This window comes from Paenibacillus dendritiformis (assembly GCF_945605565.1).
In the GTDB taxonomy this organism is placed as follows: Bacteria; Bacillota; Bacilli; order Paenibacillales; family Paenibacillaceae; genus Paenibacillus_B; species Paenibacillus_B dendritiformis_A.
The window spans coordinates 5,743,881-5,762,251 of record NZ_OX216966.1 but is presented as its reverse complement, the minus strand read 5'-3'; the positions used below and the strand labels follow the sequence as shown (position 1 = coordinate 5,762,251).

Sequence of the window (18,371 nt, the reverse complement as noted above, 5' to 3'; positions counted from 1 at the left end):
GAAGCTGAGGCAGGCTGCCGGGAATGATTCCGACAGCCTGCTTCCTTTCTACATTACACCGATATCGAGTGCAGGGAAGCTTTGTTCCGGCTCCCGAGCAGCAGCTTCGCCTGGGCGGCGGCGATGCGGGCGAGCGGGACGCGGAACGTCGAGCAGCTTACATAATCGAGCCCCGTCGCATGGCAGAACAGGATCGAATCCCGCTCGCCGCCATGCTCGCCGCAGATGCCGGTCTTGAGCTGCGGATTGGCGGCAAGGCCGCGCTCCACGGCCAGCTCAATCAACTGGCCGACGCCGGACGTGTCGAGCACCTGGAACGGGTTCGCCGCCAGCACGCGGCGGTCGACGTAGTGGGTCAGGAATTTGCCCTCCGCGTCGTCCCGGCTGCAGCCGAACGTCATCTGCGTCAGATCGTTCGTGCCGAACGAGAAGAAGTCGGCATGCTCCGCGATCTGGCCCGCTGTCAGCGCCGCGCGCGGCACCTCGATCATCGTGCCGATCCGGTACGCGCAGCCGCGGAGCTCGGGGCCGAGCACCCGCTCTGCCGTACGCTCGATGAGCTCGCGCAGCAGCTTCAGCTCGGCGGCGTGGCCGATCAGCGGCACCATGATGTCCGGCTGCACGCGCACGCCTTTGCGCAGCATGCGGGAAGCGGCGAGGAACAGCGCCTCCGCTTGCATCTCATAAATTTCCGGGAACAGAATGCCGAGCCGGCAGCCGCGCTGGCCGAGCATCGGATTCAGCTCATGCAGTGCGCGCACCTTGGCGATCAGGCGCTCGAGATCGTTCCGTTCACGCTCTGTTCCGGTGCCGGTCGCTTTCCACTCGGTCTGCCGGACGACAAGCTCCTCCAGATTCGGCAGGAACTCATGAAGCGGCGGATCCAACAGCCGAATCGTGACCGTATAACCGTCCATCGCCTCGAAAATGCCCTCAAAGTCCTCCTGCTGCAGCGGCAGCAGCAGTGCGAGCGCCTTCCGGCGCTCTGCCTCCGATTCGGCCAAAATCATCTCCTGAACGATGCAAAGCCGTTCCGGAGACATGAACATATGCTCGGTCCTGCAGAGTCCGATGCCTTCGGCCCCAAGGGCCCGCGCCTTCGCGGCGTCCGCTGGCGTATCCGCGTTCGCATAGACGCCCAGTTCGCGTTCGCGGTCGGCCCATTCCAGCAGCTGCTGGAATTCATCCGACATCTCCGCGGCGACGAGCGGCACGGCTCCGGCGATGACGCGTCCCGTCGCGCCGTCGATCGACAACAGGTCGCCTTCGCGGAACGTGCGCCGGCCGATAACGATGCAATTTCGAGTGAAGTCGAAGCTGACGTCCTCGCAGCCCGAGACGCATGGCTTCCCCATGCTGCGGGCGACGACGGCCGCGTGGCTCGTCATGCCGCCCCGGCTCGTCAGCACGCCTTCCGCCGCGAGCACGCCGTGAATATCCTCCGGCGTCGTCTCCGGCCGGACGAGAATGACGCGCTCGCCAGCGGCGGCCATTCGCTCAGCCTCGTCGGCATCAAGCACGATGCGGCCGGAGGCGGCTCCCGGCGAGGCGGGCAGGCCGGTCGCCACGGTGTCGATCGCGGCATCGGGCGCAATCGACGGGTGCAGCAAATGCTCCAGCTGCGCGACATCCATGCGCAGCAAGGCTTCCTGCGCCGTGATCAGCCCTTCATGCACGAGCGCGACCGCTATGGCGACGGCGGCTTGCGCCGTCCGCTTACCGGCCCGCGTCTGCAGGATGAACAGCTTGCCGCGCTCGACCGTGAACTCGATATCCTGCATGTCGCGGTAATGGCGCTCCAACTGGTTAGCGGCTTCCACAAGCTGCCGGTACAGCTCCGGCATTTCCTCCGCCATCTTGGCGATCGGCTGCGGCGTCCGGGTTCCGGCGACGACGTCCTCCCCTTGGGCATCGGTCAAATACTCGCCGAACAAAATCTTCTCGCCTGTCGACGGATGACGGGTGAACAGCACGCCCGTCCCGCTGTCCGCGCCGCGGTTGCCGAATACCATCGACTGGATGTTAACGGCCGTGCCCTCGTTCTCGGAGAGCTGATGCAGCTTGCGGTACACTTGCGCGCGGTGATTGTTCCAGCTGCGGAATACGGCCTCGATGGCCAACTGCAGTTGGACGTGAACATCTTGCGGGAACGGGGCGCCAGCTACTTCCTCCAAATATTGCTGATACCGCCGGACAACCTCACGCAAGCCGTCGGCGGAGAGGGACTGGTCCGTCTGCGCGCCGCAATGCGCCTTGACTTCGGCGAGGATGCGCTCGAATTCACCTGATTCGACGCCGGACACGACATTGCCGAACATATGGATGAGGCGGCGGTAGCAATCATAAGCGAACCGCTCGTCGCCAGTCGCGGAGGCGAGGCCTTGAACGGTCTCATCGTTCAGTCCGAGATTGAGAATCGTATCCATCATGCCGGGCATGGAATGCACAGAACCGGAGCGGACGGAGACGAGAAGCGGATCATGGGCGTCCCCGAATCGCTGGCCGCGCAACAGCTCGACGGCCTGCAGAGCGGAGCGCACATCGTCCATCAGGCCGTCGGGCAGCCGGTTCAGCGCGTAGTAGGATCGGCACGCTTCCGTCGTAATGGTGAAGCCGGGCGGCACGGGCAGCCCGATGCGCGTCATCTCCGCGAGATTGGCTCCCTTTCCGCCCAACAGCGCTTTCATGCCGGCATCGCCATGCCGGAAGTGACAGATCCAAGTCGGCTTCATTCTGATTCGCCCCCGATTTTATCGAATTTGGAACAGACGGCGCAGTCGTCGCACCGATGATAGTACACGATCACTTTCTCTGTATCGATTTCCTCCAAAAGGGTTCCGCAGCGTTCGCACAGAATGGCGCCCAGCATTACCGGGCAGCTGCCGTTTTGCATGAGCCTTTCACTCCCTCCAGTGCAACGTGGCGGGCCAAGTCGACGACCCGAGCCGCATAGCCCCATTCGTTGTCATACCAGGCGAGAAGCTTAATGTGATGATCATGGGCGATAAGCGACATCCCGTCGACGACGGCGGATTTGTCGTTGCCGATGAAGTCGGTGGAGACGAGCGGCTCGTCGCACCATTCGAGATAACGATCATGTCCGTCGCGGATCGCATGCAGGAAGGCGAGCCGGACATCATCTGCGGTTACGGATGTTTTCACTTCGGCCGTCAAGTCGACGAGCGAGACGTCCGGCGTCGGCACACGCACCGAGATGCCTTGCACCGAGGTCGCCAGATGCGGCAGGATGCCGGCAAGCGCTTTGCCTACGCCGGTGGTCGTCGGGACGATGGACTGCGTGCATGCCCGCGCGCGTCGCAAATCTTTATGCGGATTATCGAGATGTTTCTGATCATTGGTGTAGGAATGAATGGTGGTCATCCAGCCCGATACGACGCCGAACGAGCGGTCGAGCAGATGAAGCAGCGGCGCGAGGCAGTTCGTGGTGCAGGATGCGGCCGAGACGAGATGATGGTTCTCATCGTCGTACATATGCTCGTTGACGCCCATCACGATCGTCAGGTCGAGCTCCTTGCCTGGAGCGGTGATGATGACTTTTTCCGCGCCGGCTTCGATATGTTTGGAAGCGCCAGGGCGATCCGTGAATTTGCCGGTTGCATCGATGACGGTATGAATGCCGAGCGACTGCCACGGCAGTCGGGCCGGATCGGCTTCTGCCACTACCTGTATGGGCGTATCATTAATAAGGAGCGTATTGCCTTCAGCGGCGATGTTCGCGTTCCATTTCCCGTGAATGGAGTCGTACTTGAGCAGATGCGCGATGGTGGCGGCGGGATAAAGAGTGTTCACGGCCCGGATGGCGAACGGCGAATGCGCTTCATCCATAGCGCGGCGCAGCACGAGACGGCCGATGCGGCCCATGCCGTTGATGGCAACAGGTAATGCCATAGTCGAATTCCTCCTTCAGAGTGGATCCATAATTGGTTTCTTTTTCATGATACAGTATATCACAATAAATAAATGATGTGTAATATATAATCGCATATTTTTAATATAATACGTCATAATAAAAATTGGCGTTCTTTTTCTATATACAGCAGGTAAAAATGGTGTTCTGAAGAAAAATGGCAACCTGACGGCAGGGGAGAGCGGGGAGAAGAGGGGGAGAGTAGCTGAGATGTCCTGTTGTGGGACCGTCAGGAATCAAGCATGTATCCGCCGCGATCAACTCCGCGAATTAGACTTGCAAAACAGCGGCGCGTTGACTATAATACATGAAATGTAACGTATTGCTTATCGTTAACACATGTATCCATGCAACTGCCAAGATGGAGACAAGTACGCAGCACCGCTTCCCAGGGAGGATGCGCCGCCGATTGAGAGCGCGTCTGAAGACATGGACTGCCGAAATTCACTCCGGAGCAGGGCCTTGAACGGCAGGCACCGCCTGTGCCAGTAGAGGCGCCCGGCGCACGACCCGTTATCGTCGTATGAAGTGAGACAGCTCGCGGCCTCGGTCATGCCGAAGCGCGTGATGTCTAATAAGGGTGGTACCACGGCCTTCTCGTCCCTTGAGACAGAGAAGGCTTTTTTTGTTCTTTTTGAACACGAATTGATTTGAACTGGAAAACCAAAGGGAGGTTGACACCATGAAAGAGCGTTTGCAGGCGTTGCGCGCCGAAGCGCTGGAGAAGCTGCAGCAAGTAAAAGATGCGAACAATTTGAACGAGCTGCGCGTCAAATTTCTTGGCAAAAAAGGGGCGCTTACTGAGATATTGCGCGGCATGGGCGGTCTGAGCGCGGAAGAGCGTCCGCTGATCGGCCAGGTGGCGAATGAAGTGCGCGGAGCTATCGAACAGTATATCGAAGAGAAGCAGGAGGCATTCCAGCGCGAAGAGACGGAACGCCGTCTTCAGGCGGAGACGATTGACGTGACGCTGCCGGGACGCCCGATGGCGCAAGGAGCGGCACACCCGCTGCAAAAGGTCATCCAGGAGATTGAAGACATCTTCATCGGCATGGGGTATACGGTCGCGGAAGGACCGGAGGTCGAGCATGATTACTACAACTTCGAGGCGCTGAACCTGCCGAAGGATCATCCGGCCCGCGATATGCAGGATTCCTTCTACATTACGGAGGAGCTGCTGATGCGGACGCAGACGTCGCCGGTTCAGGTGCGCACGATGGAGAAGATGAAGGGCGAGGTGCCGGTCAAAATCATTTGCCCGGGCCGGGTATACCGCCGTGATGACGACGATGCGACCCATTCGTTCATGTTCCATCAGATCGAGGGGCTTGTGATCGACAAAAATATCCGGATGAGCGATCTGAAAGGCACGCTCCTGCAGTTCATGCGCGAAATGTTCGGCGCCCATATGCAGATTCGTCTTCGTCCGAGCTTCTTCCCGTTCACCGAGCCGAGCACGGAAGTTGATGTCACCTGCATGAAATGCGGCGGCAGCGGCTGCCGGATCTGCAAGCAGACCGGCTGGATCGAGATTTTGGGAGCAGGGATGGTTCACCCGCGCGTACTGGAAATGGGAGGCTACGATCCGGAGAACTACACCGGATTCGCGTTCGGCATGGGCGTAGAACGGATTGCGATGCTCAAGTACGGGGTGGATGACATCCGCCATTTCTATACGAACGACCTGCGGTTCTTGCAGCAATTTGCTCGCATGTAAGCCGGAAGGGACTACCTCTCACAGGAAAGGAAGAGAACGGCCATGAACGTATCCTACCAATGGTTATCGGAATATATCGATGTGACCGGCGTGACCGCCGAGGAATTGGCAGCGCGGATGACGCAAGCCGGCATCGAGATTGATGTCATCGAAAATCGCAACAAAGGAGTAAACGGCGTCGTTGTCGGTTACGTCCAGTCCAAGGAGAAGCATCCGGATGCGGACAAGCTGAACGTGTGCCAGGTGGATGCCGGAACAGGCGAAGTGCTGCAGATCGTGTGCGGGGCCAAAAATGTGGACGCCGGTCAGAAAGTGCCTGTCGCGCTGATCGGGACGGTTATGCCGGGCGGCATGAAAATCAAGAAGGCGAAGCTGCGCGGCGTCGAGTCGCAGGGCATGATCTGCTCGGCTAAGGAACTGGGCATGAATGACAAGCTGCTGCCGAAGGAAATGCAAGAAGGGATCCTCGTCCTGCCGGAGAGCACCGAAATCGGCACGCCGATCGCGGATGTGCTCGGTCTGAACGACCATGTGCTGGAGCTGGATCTAACGCCGAACCGCTCGGACTGCTTGAGTATGCTGGGCGTGGCGCATGAAACGTCAGCCCTGCTCGAGCGCCCGCTTCGCCTGCCGGAAACGCAGGTCGAAGAGGATGCTTCGGCGCAGGCATCGGATGCGATCCGCGTCAGCATTAGCGCCGCGGACGGCTGCACCCATTATGCGGCCCGCTATATCCGCAATGTGACTATTCAGCCGTCCCCGCTGTGGCTGCAGAACCGGCTGTTGGCGGCGGGTGTGCGCCCGATCAACAATATCGTTGACGTGACGAATTTCGTCATGCTGGAATACGGGCAGCCGCTGCATGCGTTCGATGCCGACCAGTTGAACGAAGGCACGATCGAAGTCCGCTACGCGCGCGAAGGCGAGACCCTCGTGACGCTGGACGGACAGGAGCGGAAGCTGGAGCCGCATATGCTCCTCATTACGGACGGATCGAAGCCGATCGGGCTTGCGGGCGTGATGGGCGGCGAAAATTCGGAGGTAACGGAGCGGACGGTCAACATTTTGCTGGAATCCGCCCATTTCGCGGGCAGCGTCGTCCGCAGAACATCCCGGCAGCTCGGACTTCGCTCTGAAGCGTCCCTCCGCTTCGAGAAGGAAGCGAACCCGGAAGCGGTTATCCCGGCCTTGAACCGCGCGGCCGAATTGATTCGCCAATTGGCGAACGGCACGGTCTCCGCAGGCATCGTCGAAGCGGTCACGCAGCAGCATGAGCGTCTGGTCGTCACGCTGACGCTGGAGCGGACGAACCGGCTGCTCGGCACCGCGCTTCAGGCGCATGAAGTGAAGACGATTCTCGACCGGCTCGGCCTCGAATCAGAACAGTCCGGTGACGTATTCCATGTGACGGTGCCGGGCCGGCGCGGCGATATTACGCGCGATGTCGACCTGATTGAAGAGGTTGCCCGCATCTATGGCTATAACCACATTCCGACGACGGCGATCGAAGGGGTGACGACACCGGGCCATTTGACGAAGGCGCAGCGGATCCGCCGCGCCATACGCCATCTGCTGACGGACAACGGCCTGCATGAGACAGTGACTTATTCGTTCACGCATCCGGCGGAAGCGAAGGTGTTCCCTGCGATCGCGGCGGATGCCGTTCCGGTCAAGCTGCTCATGCCGATGAGCGAGGAGCGCAGCGTGCTCCGCACGAGCCTGCTGCCGAGCATGCTCGATGTTGCGGCGTACAACCGGAACCGTAAATCGGACAACATTCAGATTTTCGAATTGGGCAGCTTGTACATGACACCGCAGGAAACGCTGATGGAGATTCCTCAGGAGGAGCCGGTGCTTGGCCTGCTGCTGGCGGGCGCGCGGCGTACGCCGCAATGGAATATCGCGGCGGAAGCGGTCGATTTCTATGATGTGAAGGGGATTGTCGACAGCTTGGCGGCGCATTTCGGGCTCGAAGGACAGATTCGCTATGAAGCGAATCGGCCGCAAGGCTTGCATCCAGGCCGATCGGCGACGATGTATCTCCAGGCGAACGGGGAAGAGCAGCGGCTTGGCATCATCGGGCAATTGCATCCGGAGGTTCAGCGGGCCAAGGATCTGGGCGACACCTATGTCGCGGAAATTCATCTGAAGCCGTTGATTGAAGCGGCTTCTGCGGATATCGTCTACAAGACGCTTCCTCGCTTCCCTGCGGTTGAACGCGACATCGCGGTCGTCGTCGATCGCGGTACGGCTGTCGGCGAGCTCGTCCAGACGGCGAAGGATGCGGCCGGAGAATGGCTGGAATCCGTCCGCGTATTCGATGTCTATACCGGGGATCGGATTGCGGCAGACAAGAAAAGCGTAGCGATCTCGTTCACGTACCGCCATCCGGAGCGGACATTCACCGACGAAGAGATTACGGAGATTCACGGACGTGTCGTATCCGCGCTGGAAGCCGGATTCGAAGCGGAGCTCCGTAAATAGAATGAAATGAAGGAAGCGGATTGCCGTCCTCTGATCTAATGGAGGAGCGGCAGTCCGCTTTTATATCATCTCGCAGGAACGCATTCCTCTCGCGGAGAGGCCGAAGCGTTTTTTGCCTGTCTCCATATTCTTTTTCGTCAGGAAAACAAGACATTTCTGTTGAAGTGCGTGTTCAAAAAGTTCGGTTTTCAGCACCGAGAAGGTTGCTCGAATTCGAAGAAAGAGCAGCGCAGCGTAGGTGAGACTACATGAGCAGCGAATTTCGAGAATGAGTGCAAGATTCGATGCCGAGTTTCTCGCTTGAGTTACTGCGTGATCAAAAGCGGACTTTTTGAACAACCTCTAGAATCGGAGAAGGAAATGAAGCTTGTCATGCCGAACCTAATAGGGAAGGAAGCATAGATATTGTCAGCGCTTGGCAGCATCAGGAAGCCAGGGCGACATGAAGGCAAGGAGGACGCTAGGATGACCACTCCGGACAATAAGCATCGGGTTACGGTTGACATATATGGAACGCAGTATAAATTGATAGGAACGACGAGCAAGGAATACATGAGAAACATTGCCGCCATGGTAGACGAGCGCATGCGTACTATCTCGGACGTCAATTCCAGACTGGATACGACGCGCATCGCCGTCCTTGCGGCCGTGCATATCGCGGAAGAAGTGCAGAAAATACAGGATGAACATGCGCGGATTAGCCAGTCACTGCAGGAGCAGGAACAAGCCGGCCTGGAGCTGACCCGGGAGCTGGAACGGATCAAGTCGCACTCGGCACGGGCGCTTGAGGACCTGCGGAAGGATACGGGAGCGCAGATTAAGCAGCTCCAGCAGGCGTTGGCGGCGGAGAAGGAGAACACCGAGAAGCAGACGGCCGGTCTGCGTGCGGAGACAGCCAAGCTGAAGGAGTCGAATCAGCAGCTGTCGGAACAGAAGAAGCAGGCCGACGAACGTCTTCAGAAGCTGAGCCAGCAGTTGAAGGAAGCGGAACGCAGCGTGCAGTCCGCGGCGGCGCGCGAACAAGAGACGAAGCGCAAGCTGCAGGAGCTGGAAGGCAAGTGGAAGCAGGCCGTGGCGGAGAAGGAGCAAGCAGCCGCGAAGCACGAACAGCTGATGAAGCAGAAGCTGTCCGAACAGGAGCGGGGCTGGAACGAGAAGCTGTCCGCTCAGGCGAAGAGCTGGGAGGCCAAGCTGAAAGCCGGCGAACAAGCGTGGAGCGAGAAGCTGGCTGTCCAGGAGGCGGAATGGAAAGAAAAGATCGCGGCGGCAGAACGTCTGGCCGAGGAGACAGCTACGATTTGGGAGGAGCAGCTTGCCGAGCAGACTGCCGCTTGGGAAGGGCAATTGGCGGCGCAGGCAGCGGAAGCGGAAGAACGGGCACGCCAGCGGGAAGAGCAGGCGCAGCAGCAGCTCGCCGAGCAGGCGCGGCTGCATGATGAAGAGTTGAACCGTCGCTTGAGCGAGCTGACGGAACAATATGAGGCTGCCCAACAGGAAGTGCGCCAGGAGGCGGCAGTCGAGCGGCAGCAGTTGGAGCGCAGCTTCCATAAACGGATGGAACAGACGAAGGAGCAGCAGCAGGAACAGTTGTCCGCCGTGAAGTCGGCGCATGAGCTCCAATTGAAGCAAGCCGAGGAGAAGCTGGAGGCGGAGCGTGAAGCTTGGGCCGAGCAGCATGCCTCATCGCTGGAGCAGGCGAAGCGCGAAGCGGAGGAACTGGCGGCAGCCGAGCTGGAGAAGCTCCAGGCGGAGATCGAGCGTCTGAATGCTGCGCATGAGTCCGAGCGGGAGCAATGGCTTGAAGCGCATCAAGAGGAGCTGGAGCAGGTCAGCGGCGAATGGCAGACCAGGCTGAATTGTCTCCAAGCGGCTCATACGGAGGAGCTGGAGAAGGTACACAATCGCCATGCCGAAGACGTGGATGCGATGACAAGCCTGCAGCTCGAAGCCGCGGAAGAGCATGCGAAGGCGCTGTCCGAGGAGAGAGCGCTGCGCGAAGCGGCGGAAGCGAAAGCGAACGAAGCTGCGGAGGAACACGCGAAGGCGCTGTCCGAGGAGAGAGCGCTGCGCGAAGCGGCGGAAGCGAAAGCGAACGAAGCTGCGGAGGAACACGCGAAGGCGCTGTCTGAGGAGAGAGCGCTGCGCGAGGCGGCGGAAGCGAAGGCGAACGAGACCGCGGAAGAGCATGCGGAAGCCTTGGCTGAGGAGCAGTCGCTGCGCGAGGAAGCGGATGCGAAGCTGGCGCAAGCGGCGGCGCGCATCCAGCAGCTGGAGGGCCGGTTGAGCCGTGCGGAAGAGCTTGATCGCGCCCGCCAGGTGGAGATGGAGCGCCTGATGCGGGTTCGCGACGAGGCCCATGCGAATGCGGCCGAGCTGCAGCAGTCGCTGTCCGACGCGATGGAGATGCTTCAGCAGGCGGAAGAGCGCGAACGCGAACTGGTGGAGCAGGCGGAGGAGCGCGAAGCACAGCACGAAGCGCAGCTCGAAGCTTGGCGGAAGCAGGCGGCCGAAGAGCGGGACGCGGAGCTCGCGAGCTGCAAGCGGGAGCTGGAGGAGCAGCTCCAGGCCGAGCGGGACGCGTGGAGCGCGCAGAGCGGGCAGTCCATCGTCGCCTTGCGGGAGCAGCATGAAGCGGAGCGCAGCGCATGGCGTGAGAAGGAAGCGCAGGAGCAGCAGACCTATGATGAGCTGATCGCCGAGCTGGAGGAGAAGAACCGGCAGCTTGAAGCGGAGGCGCTCAATTGGAAGGCGTCTGCCGAGACCGTGCAGGCTGCCCAGCAGGAGGCTGCCGCAGCGATCGAAGCGTCCCAGCGCGAGCTGGTGGAAGCGCGGGAGCAGACCGCCCAGTGGGAAGAGGAATGCGGCCGCCTGGAGGCGGAATGGCAGGACAAGCTGCAAGCCCGCGAATCCCATTGGCAGGGGCTGGAGCAGAAGTGGGAGCAGCGCGAGCAGCAGTGGCAGGAGCATTTTGATCAATTCCAGGCTCGGGAGCAGGAATGGAAGCGGACCGAAGCCGCTTGGCAGGCTCAGGCCGACGAGTGGGCGGAGCAGGAGCAAGATTGGTCCTTGGCGTTCAAGGCCTGGAACGAAGAACGGGATGAGCTGCAGCGGCGGCTGAGAGAGGCGGAAGCCGAGCTGCGCAGCCTGCAGGCGGCCGAACAGAGCGGCCAGGAGCAGCTTGAGGATCTGAAGCAGATTCAGGAGCAATTCGAGGTGCTGTCCCATCAATTCCGGCTGGCGCAGGTGGAGCGCGATATGGAGCGGCAGCAGGCCAAGGAGACGGAGGAGGCTTACCTTCAACTGAAGGACGAATATCAGAAGCTGCAGAGCGAGTTCAATGAGTGGCTTGAATTGATAGAGCAGGACGTTAACTAAAGAGGATGTTCAAAAATAAAGGAAGCAAATATGGATATAGACATCTTGGAATTTTTGCATAGACTGTGGGGCGATATCGCGAATGCTTTCGCCGCCTGGAACGGGCTGGATTATGTACTGGCGGCGGCAGCAGCGGCATCGGTAGCATGGGGGGCATGGCGGGGAATGAAATCCCAGCTTCTGTCCCTCATTGGATGCATCGTGTCTTTTATTGTCGCCTCTCGCTACTACGAAGATTTCGTGCCTTGGGTACGCCGGCGGCTGTTCTCTCCCGATTCGGGGAGCGGCGCAGGAACAGGCGGGACCGCATCATCCCTCTCCCCGGCATTGATGGACACGGTGCACGCGGTTGTCGCGTTCATTCTGCTGTTCACCTTCGCGATGGGGGGGCTATGGCTCATCCGGTTCGCCATCCAGAAGCTGACCGCAGCGAAGCCGGTGCGCGCCGTGGATCGGCTGGTCGGCGCCCTATTGGGATTGGTGCAATTCGCTTTTCTCTGGTGCATCTTGTATGTGCTGCTCCGGGCTTGGCCGGCCGGCGCTATCCGCGATTGGGCGGCAGCATCCGTCTGGATGGAATGGACCGGGGCCTGGATACCGGATGCGATGGCGCAGGCAGTCACTTGGGCGCAATGGCTGTAATTGGGTACGGTGCCCGCAGCTCCGATCGAAGCGGGCGCGCTGCATGCAAAAGCCGCCGTCTCCCCGAAGGGCGGGACGGCGGCCTCTGTCTGCCTGGCGGCCGGTACGTTACTCGACGATCAGCTTCGCGTGCATGTCCTTGTGTCCCGGCCCGCACATGATGGTGCAGAAGAATTCATAAGTACCCGGCTTCTCGGGCGTGATGATTTGCTCGGTCTGATTCGGATCCAGCTTCAGGCCCAGTTCCTTCACCTGAAGGCCGTGATTGCCCTTCGCTTCCAATATGATGCGAACGGACTCGCCCGCCTTGATATGGTATTCCGGCTGATCGAACTGGTAGTTGGTCGCTTGGATGACCAATTCGGTATCCGCGGCTTCGGTTGCGGCCGCTGGTGTATCCGCTTGCGATCCACCGCATGCGGTCAGCCCAAGGCTAAGCACAATGGTGGCTCCTATTGTCCATCGCCTGCTGCGTCTCATGCTCATCCCCCTTATCAGTCCAGTGTAGCGGATGCATTGGCGGATTGCCAAGCCTATTCAGACAAGAAATTCCGTCAATGCCGGCATGCCGGCTGACGAGGGGGAGAGTATGGACTTGGAAAAGGATTACCGTCCGGGTTGCGATTCTTTACCGCCTTCGAACGGAGACGCAATCGGGATGAACAGGTCGATCAACCCGATAACGAGCGCGGCCAGAATGGCGCCCAGAATGCTAACCGATACGCCGCCGACGAAAAATTGGGCTACATATATGACCAAGGCGCTGGCCAGAAAGCCGACAATTCCGCGTCCGAACGGCGTGACTTTTTTGCCGAAGATGCCTTCGACAATCCAGCCGAACAATGCGATCACCAGGGCCAGGATCAGGGCACTCCAGAAGCCGCCTACGGAAAACGCCGGCACAATCCAGCCCGTGACCATCAATACAATTGCCGCGACGATAAATCGAACGACATGGCCGAGAAAATTCATGGACTTTCCTCCTTACTCGTTTGAAAGGGTGTAGGTTGTGCAACAATTAGTGTAACCTTTTCCTCGATAAACATTAGTGGCAGGTTCAGACATCATAGCTATCAAAAATGAGTTTCGTTATAATGGACACCGAGAGGAGTCGAACTGGTTGTGGATTCAAAAATATTGAATACGATGGATTACCATAAAATACTAGCTTCCCTCGCCACCCATGCGGCGACCGGACTGGGAGAGCAGGCCGCGCTGAATCTGAGGCCGAGCTCGGACTTGGAGGATGTGAAGCTCCGTCTGCAGGCGACAGACGAAGCGATGACGGTCGAGCGCCTCAAGGGCGGACCGCCGCTGGCAGGGGTGAAGGATATTCGGGGAGCGTTGAAGCGGGCGCGGATTCAAGCGATGCTCAGCTCCACCGAGCTGTGGGATATTTCGGCGCTGCTGTTCGCGGCGCGGCGAACGAAGCGCCATATTGCCGCCGTGCATGAGGAAGAAGCGATCCCGCTATTGCAGGATCTGGCGGAGACGATCAGCGATCAAAAGCAGCTGGAGGAGGACATCCGCCAATGCATCGACGAGCAGGGCGAGATTCTCGACCAGGCCAGCTTCGAGCTGGCGGCCATCCGGCGGGAGCTCCGCATCGGCGAGACGCGCATCCGGGAAAAGCTGGAGGCGATGATCCGCTCTTCGAATGCGGCCAAAATGCTGCAGGAGCAGCTGATTACGATCCGCAACGACCGGTATGTTATTCCGGTGAAGCAGGAGTACCGGAGCCATTATGGCGGCATCGTCCATGATCAATCCGGTTCGGGAGCGACGCTGTTCATCGAGCCGGAAGCGATTGTGGCGATGAACAATAAGCTGCGCGAGACGAAGCTGCGGGAGGAGCGGGAGATCGAGCGGATTTTGTCCCGCCTGACCGAGCAGGTCGGCTTGCTTGCGGATGTGCTGGAGTACGATACCGGGGCAGTGGAGACGCTGGATTTCATGTTCGCCAAGGCCCGCCTCGCGCGGGAAATGAAGGCCTCCCTGCCACGGATGAATGACCGCGGCTTCCTGAAGCTGCGGAAGGCCCGCCATCCGTTGATCCCAGCGGATCAGGTCGTTCCAATCGACGTGGAATTGGGCAATTCCTATACGTCGATCCTGGTCACGGGTCCGAATACCGGCGGGAAGACGGTCACCTTGAAGACAATCGGGCTGTTGAATCTGATGGCGATGTCGGGGCTGTTCATTCCGGCGGAGGATGGAAGCCAGATGTGCGTGTTCGATGCGATCTATGCCGATATTGGCGATGAACAGAGCATTGAGCAGAGCTTGAGCACGTTCTCCAGCCATTTGACCAATATCATTCGCATTTTGGAGCAAATGACGCCGAAGAGCCTCGTGCTGTTGGACGAGGTGGGAGCAGGTACCGACCCTGCTGAAGGGTCTGCCCTGGCGATTGCCATTCTGGAGCATATTCACCGGTTAGGCTGCCGGATGGTCGCGACGACGCACTATAGCGAACTGAAGGCGTATGCCTATGAGCGCAAAGGCGTCATCAACGCCAGCATGGAATTCGATGTGCAGACGCTGCGCCCGACTTACCGGTTGCTGGTCGGCGTTCCGGGCCGAAGCAATGCGTTCGCGATTGCGGAACGGCTCGGGCTGCCGAAGCCGATTATCGATCATGCGCGCGGAGAAGTGACGGAAGAGGATATGCGCGTCGAGACGATGATCGCGTCGCTGGAGGACAATCGGTTGAAGGCCGAAGCGGAGCGGGAGACGGCGTCGAAGCTGCGCATGGAGCTGGAAGCGATGCGGCAGAAGCTGAGCCGGGAGCTGGAGAAGCAGGAGGCAGAGCGGGAGAAGCGGCAGGAGCAAGCGGAAGCGAAGGCGCGCGCCATCGTGGACAAGGCCCGCCGCGAAGCCCAGGAGATCATCGCCGAGCTGCGGCAGCTGGCGATGGAAGGAGTGCAGGTCAAGGAGCATATGCTGACGGAAGCGCGGAAGCGGTTGGATGAGGCCGCACCCGAGGCCAAGCTGGCTGCGAAGCCGAAGCGGGATGCGAAGCCGGTCCGCCGCATTGAAGCGGGGGATGACGTCAGGGTGTACAGCTTGAATCAAAAGGGCAGCGTCGTTGAACTCGCCGGAGAGGAAGCGGTCGTGCAGCTCGGGATTATGAAGATGAAGGTGCCGCTCGATGATCTGGAGCTTCTCTCCTCGGCGAAATCCGCTGCGAAGCCCGTGCAGTCGGGAGCAAACGTGAAGCGGACCCGGGGAGAATCGGTCCGGTCGGAGCTCGATCTTCGGGGGGCCAACCTGGAAGAAGCGTTGATGGAAGTCGACCGCTTCCTCGATGAGGCGCTGCTCGGCAATCTGGGGCAGGTCTATATTATTCACGGCAAAGGAACCGGCATCCTCCGTTCCGGAATTCAGGAATTTTTACGCAAGCACAAGCACGTCAAGAGCTTCCGCCTCGGCAGCTTCGGAGAGGGCGGCACGGGAGTGACTGTGGCTGAGTTGAAGTAAAATATCTTGAGACCAGAGGGGGAGCACCGTGGAAGTGATGATTGAACAATGGCTAAGCAATCCCTATGTATCCATGATTGCTTATTTTTCCGTAGCCGTGCTGGCTTTAGTGCTGCTGTTGTCCATTTTCGAGCTTGTGACGAAATACAAGTGCTGGGATGAGATCCGCAAGGGGAATCTCAGCGTTGCCATGGCCACGTCCGGTAAAATATTCGGGATATGCAATATTTTTCGCTTCGGAATCGTGGCCAGGGATTCCTTGTACACGTCCTTGCTGTGGGCTGCGCTTGGATACGTGCTGTTGCTTGCCGCCTACTTTTTATTCGGCTTCTTGATGCCTTATTTCCGGCTGGATGAAGAGATCGAAAAGGATAACCGGGCGGTCGGACTGTTGGCGATGATTATTTCCATTTCGCTGTCCTATATTATCGGGGCGAGCATCAAGTGATGCCCCCGGGGCCGGGTTGATCTCCATGACGTCTGGGAGGGATACGGAATGAAGTATTTATGGGGCGCGCTGTTTGCGCTGGCTGCGATTTTTTTTATTATCGGGATTATTTATTGGAGAAATATAGGGTAATCTCTCACGTAACATACAAAAGGAGTGGAAGCCGATGAGCGAGACCGGCAAAACAATATGTCCTTGGTGCGATACGGAAATTGTGTGGGACGAGGAATTGGGCCCGGAGGAAGAATGTCCGCATTGCCATAATGAGCTGAACAATTACCGCACGCTCAATGTCGAGCTGGAAATGGAAGAAGACGAAGGGACTGCGTCCAGGGAACGGGAAGAAGCCGGAAAGCCGGAAGAGAAGGGCTGGTCCAACTTCGGTTGGGATGATGGCGGCGTGCTGTACAGCGATACGGATACGCTTCGTTATCAGGAGGGCGTGGACCAGGTCCTGCACAGCCAGGAGGAAGTTCCGGAATGTCCGCAATGCCGTGAATATATGCTGCTTGCCGGCACGGAGACGGTATCCGGATCGAGCTTCAAGCCTGCCCGGCCGGAAGCGCTGGCTGCGCCATTGCTTCAGCCGCCGTTCGAGTTGAACGTCTATGTGTGCACATCCTGCTTCCAGGTATCGAAAATTTTGGCGGCTCCTTATCGCGAAGCCATGATGGAAAATGTGAGAAATGCGAAAGCTTAATAAATAAGACGCCTGCTTTGGGGCAAGTTAAAAGCTGTAACCATATGGCTACCAGCTCTGAAAGCGGGGAGGGTTCACCTTCGTGAAAGCGCGTCTTGACGGCCAGTCTTTGTTGCTCTTGGTCGTATTCGGTCTATTTTCGTTGGCGAACGCCCTGTCTGGGACGTTCGTCAATGTTTTTTTATGGAAGATGAAATCGGAATTCGCCTTTATTGGCTGGTTTGCCTTGATGCAGCAAGTGGCCATCGGCATCGTGTTCTATTTTGCCGGGAAATGGGTGAAGGAAGGCAATAAAATGAACTGCCTTCGCATGGGGATTGCCTTGTCGGCCCTGTTCTACGCGGCGGTCCTATGGCTTGGCAAAGGCGCGGTGCATTACATGCTTCCGCTCGGGTTTATACTGGGGTCCGCCAGCGGAGCGTTCTGGCTGGCCTACAATGTCATTTATTTTGAGATTACGGACGCGGACAACCGCGATTTGTACAATGGCTGGGCGGGGTTCGTCGGATCCTGCTGCGCCATGATTGCCCCCTGGGTATCCGGCTTCCTGATCTCCAAGCTGGGGGGAGATCGGGGGTATACGCTAATTTTTACGAGTTCACTCGTCGTGTTTGTCGGAGCCGGTGTATTCAGCTTTTGGCTGCACAAACGGCCGCCGCAAGGAGCCTACCGCTGGTCGCTGCCGTTTACGGCCTGGAAGCCGCAGCATAGCCCATGGCGCGCTGCCTTGCCCGCGCTGGGCGCCCAGGGGGTGCGAGAAGGCGTATTCTACTTCCTGGTCGGGCTCGTCGTCTACATCACAACAACCAACGAGCTGAAGCTGGGGAATTACACGCTCATCACTTCGGCTGTCGCGCTTGTCAGCTTCTATCTTGCGGGCCGGCTGTACCGCGCATCCTATCGCGCCGCAGGGATGATCGCGGGAAGCGTGGCGATGGCGGTGGGGATTGTCCCTTTATTTATTCAGGTAAATTATGCGATGCTTATCCTGTTCGGGGTCATCACTTCCTTGTTTTCGCCGCTGTTCATCGTGCCGATGACCTCTTCCACCTTCGATATTTTGGGCCGGAATGACGACTCGGTCAAGCAGCGGGTGGAACTGACCGTCGTCCGCGAATTCGGTTTGCTGGCCGGAAGGATATTGGGGATCGCGGCTTTTATCGCGCTTGTCAGCTGGCGGACCGAGCAGTGGGCTATTGTCGGCTTCCTTGCGGTTACAGGAAGCGTGCCGATCCTCGGCGCCCTGTTCATGCAGCGGCTCGTCAAGCAGGCGGCGAAGCAGTAGCGCCTCCCTGGGCCGAAGAAGCCGTCCGCTAGCGCTTCGAGGCACATTCCCTGGGATGAGAGGCTAGAATACCCGATTCCAGCGCCTTCGATCACACGGAGCAATTCGGCCCTCCTGGTCTTGATAGGACAGGCTATCAGAGCGGCAGCGATCATACGGTTATACGGTTCGTTGCCGCCGAAGTCTTCTCCGATCCAGCGTCGCGGATATCCCTCTCCATTTCTACGAATTCATTTACATATTTTTCTCAGAAGAGAGTCATAATACAAATGATTACCAACACTTTCAATGTTGAAAGGAGCAGGAACCAAC

Annotated in this window: 12 protein-coding genes; 8 read left to right on the top strand and 4 right to left on the bottom strand. The window is 58.9% G+C overall.

The window, feature by feature from the left end; translation table 11 throughout:
- Window positions 1-53 precede the first annotated feature (53 nt).
- Both ppdK and gap read right to left on the bottom strand, forming a co-directional pair.
- Window positions 54-2,732: a pyruvate, phosphate dikinase gene (gene ppdK / locus NNL35_RS25845; RefSeq protein WP_006677481.1), complete on the bottom strand. Its 2,679-nt coding sequence runs from the start codon at window positions 2,730-2,732 to the stop codon at window positions 54-56.
- Between the two features lie 136 nt (window positions 2,733-2,868).
- Window positions 2,869-3,909: a type I glyceraldehyde-3-phosphate dehydrogenase gene (gap, locus tag NNL35_RS25835; RefSeq protein ID WP_006677480.1), complete on the bottom strand. Its 1,041-nt coding sequence runs from the start codon at window positions 3,907-3,909 to the stop codon at window positions 2,869-2,871.
- Window positions 3,910-4,610: 701 nt separating this feature from the next.
- On the opposite strand from gap, the gene pheS reads away from it, so the two are divergent.
- From pheS to NNL35_RS25815, 4 genes are all read left to right on the top strand, one after another.
- Complete coding sequence (gene pheS, locus NNL35_RS25830) at window positions 4,611-5,645, top strand: phenylalanine--tRNA ligase subunit alpha (RefSeq protein WP_006677479.1); 1,035 nt, start codon at window positions 4,611-4,613, stop codon at window positions 5,643-5,645.
- A 42-nt stretch (window positions 5,646-5,687) separates the two neighbouring features.
- Window positions 5,688-8,129 carry a phenylalanine--tRNA ligase subunit beta gene (gene pheT, locus NNL35_RS25825; RefSeq protein ID WP_006677478.1) on the top strand — a complete coding sequence of 814 codons (2,442 nt, stop codon included), beginning with the start codon at window positions 5,688-5,690 and terminating at the stop codon, window positions 8,127-8,129.
- Window positions 8,130-8,594: 465 nt separating this feature from the next.
- Window positions 8,595-11,504, top strand: coding sequence for a cell division protein ZapA (zapA, locus tag NNL35_RS25820; protein WP_254553857.1), 2,910 nt, complete (start codon window positions 8,595-8,597; stop codon window positions 11,502-11,504).
- Between the two features lie 54 nt (window positions 11,505-11,558).
- Entirely contained in the window at window positions 11,559-12,146 is a 588-nt protein-coding gene (locus NNL35_RS25815; protein ID WP_254553856.1) for a CvpA family protein, read from the top strand.
- Window positions 12,147-12,254: 108 nt separating this feature from the next.
- Here the strand turns inward: NNL35_RS25815 and NNL35_RS25810 are convergent, their stop codons facing one another.
- On the bottom strand, window positions 12,255-12,626 hold the full coding sequence (locus NNL35_RS25810) for a cupredoxin domain-containing protein (RefSeq protein ID WP_040731705.1): 372 nt from the start codon (window positions 12,624-12,626) through the stop codon (window positions 12,255-12,257).
- Window positions 12,627-12,752: 126 nt separating this feature from the next.
- Complete coding sequence (locus NNL35_RS25805; protein WP_006677473.1) at window positions 12,753-13,118, bottom strand: phage holin family protein; 366 nt, start codon at window positions 13,116-13,118, stop codon at window positions 12,753-12,755.
- Between the two features lie 150 nt (window positions 13,119-13,268).
- On the opposite strand from NNL35_RS25805, the gene NNL35_RS25800 reads away from it, so the two are divergent.
- The 4 genes from NNL35_RS25800 to NNL35_RS25785 all read left to right on the top strand — a co-directional run bounded on the left by NNL35_RS25800 (window position 13,269) and on the right by NNL35_RS25785 (window position 18,059).
- A complete protein-coding gene (locus NNL35_RS25800) occupies window positions 13,269-15,626 on the top strand; it encodes an endonuclease MutS2 (RefSeq protein WP_006677472.1) in 2,358 nt (785 codons plus the stop codon).
- A gap of 28 nt (window positions 15,627-15,654) precedes the next feature.
- Window positions 15,655-16,074, top strand: a complete 420-nt coding sequence (locus NNL35_RS25795) for a DUF350 domain-containing protein (RefSeq protein WP_006677471.1) — start codon at window positions 15,655-15,657, stop codon at window positions 16,072-16,074.
- 166 nt (window positions 16,075-16,240) lie between these two features.
- A complete protein-coding gene (locus NNL35_RS25790) occupies window positions 16,241-16,774 on the top strand; it encodes a hypothetical protein (RefSeq protein WP_006677470.1) in 534 nt (177 codons plus the stop codon).
- Window positions 16,775-16,856: 82 nt separating this feature from the next.
- Window positions 16,857-18,059 carry an MFS transporter gene (locus NNL35_RS25785; RefSeq protein WP_006677469.1) on the top strand — a complete coding sequence of 401 codons (1,203 nt, stop codon included), beginning with the start codon at window positions 16,857-16,859 and terminating at the stop codon, window positions 18,057-18,059.
- The last annotated feature ends 312 nt before the right edge of the window (window positions 18,060-18,371 follow it).

What these genes read in the sequence shown, in the direction of transcription:
- NNL35_RS25790 (WP_006677470.1), top strand. Translation starts at nt 16,241, where the DNA reads ATGAGCGAGACCGGCAAAACAATATGTCCTTGGTGCGATACGGAAATT.
- NNL35_RS25810 (WP_040731705.1), bottom strand. Translation starts at nt 12,626, where the DNA reads ATGAGACGCAGCAGGCGATGGACAATAGGAGCCACCATTGTGCTTAGC.
- gap (WP_006677480.1), bottom strand. Translation starts at nt 3,909, where the DNA reads ATGGCATTACCTGTTGCCATCAACGGCATGGGCCGCATCGGCCGTCTC.
- zapA (WP_254553857.1), top strand. Translation starts at nt 8,595, where the DNA reads ATGACCACTCCGGACAATAAGCATCGGGTTACGGTTGACATATATGGA.
- pheT (WP_006677478.1), top strand. Translation starts at nt 5,688, where the DNA reads ATGAACGTATCCTACCAATGGTTATCGGAATATATCGATGTGACCGGC.
- pheS (WP_006677479.1), top strand. Translation starts at nt 4,611, where the DNA reads ATGAAAGAGCGTTTGCAGGCGTTGCGCGCCGAAGCGCTGGAGAAGCTG.
- NNL35_RS25805 (WP_006677473.1), bottom strand. Translation starts at nt 13,118, where the DNA reads ATGAATTTTCTCGGCCATGTCGTTCGATTTATCGTCGCGGCAATTGTA.
- ppdK (WP_006677481.1), bottom strand. Translation starts at nt 2,732, where the DNA reads ATGAAGCCGACTTGGATCTGTCACTTCCGGCATGGCGATGCCGGCATG.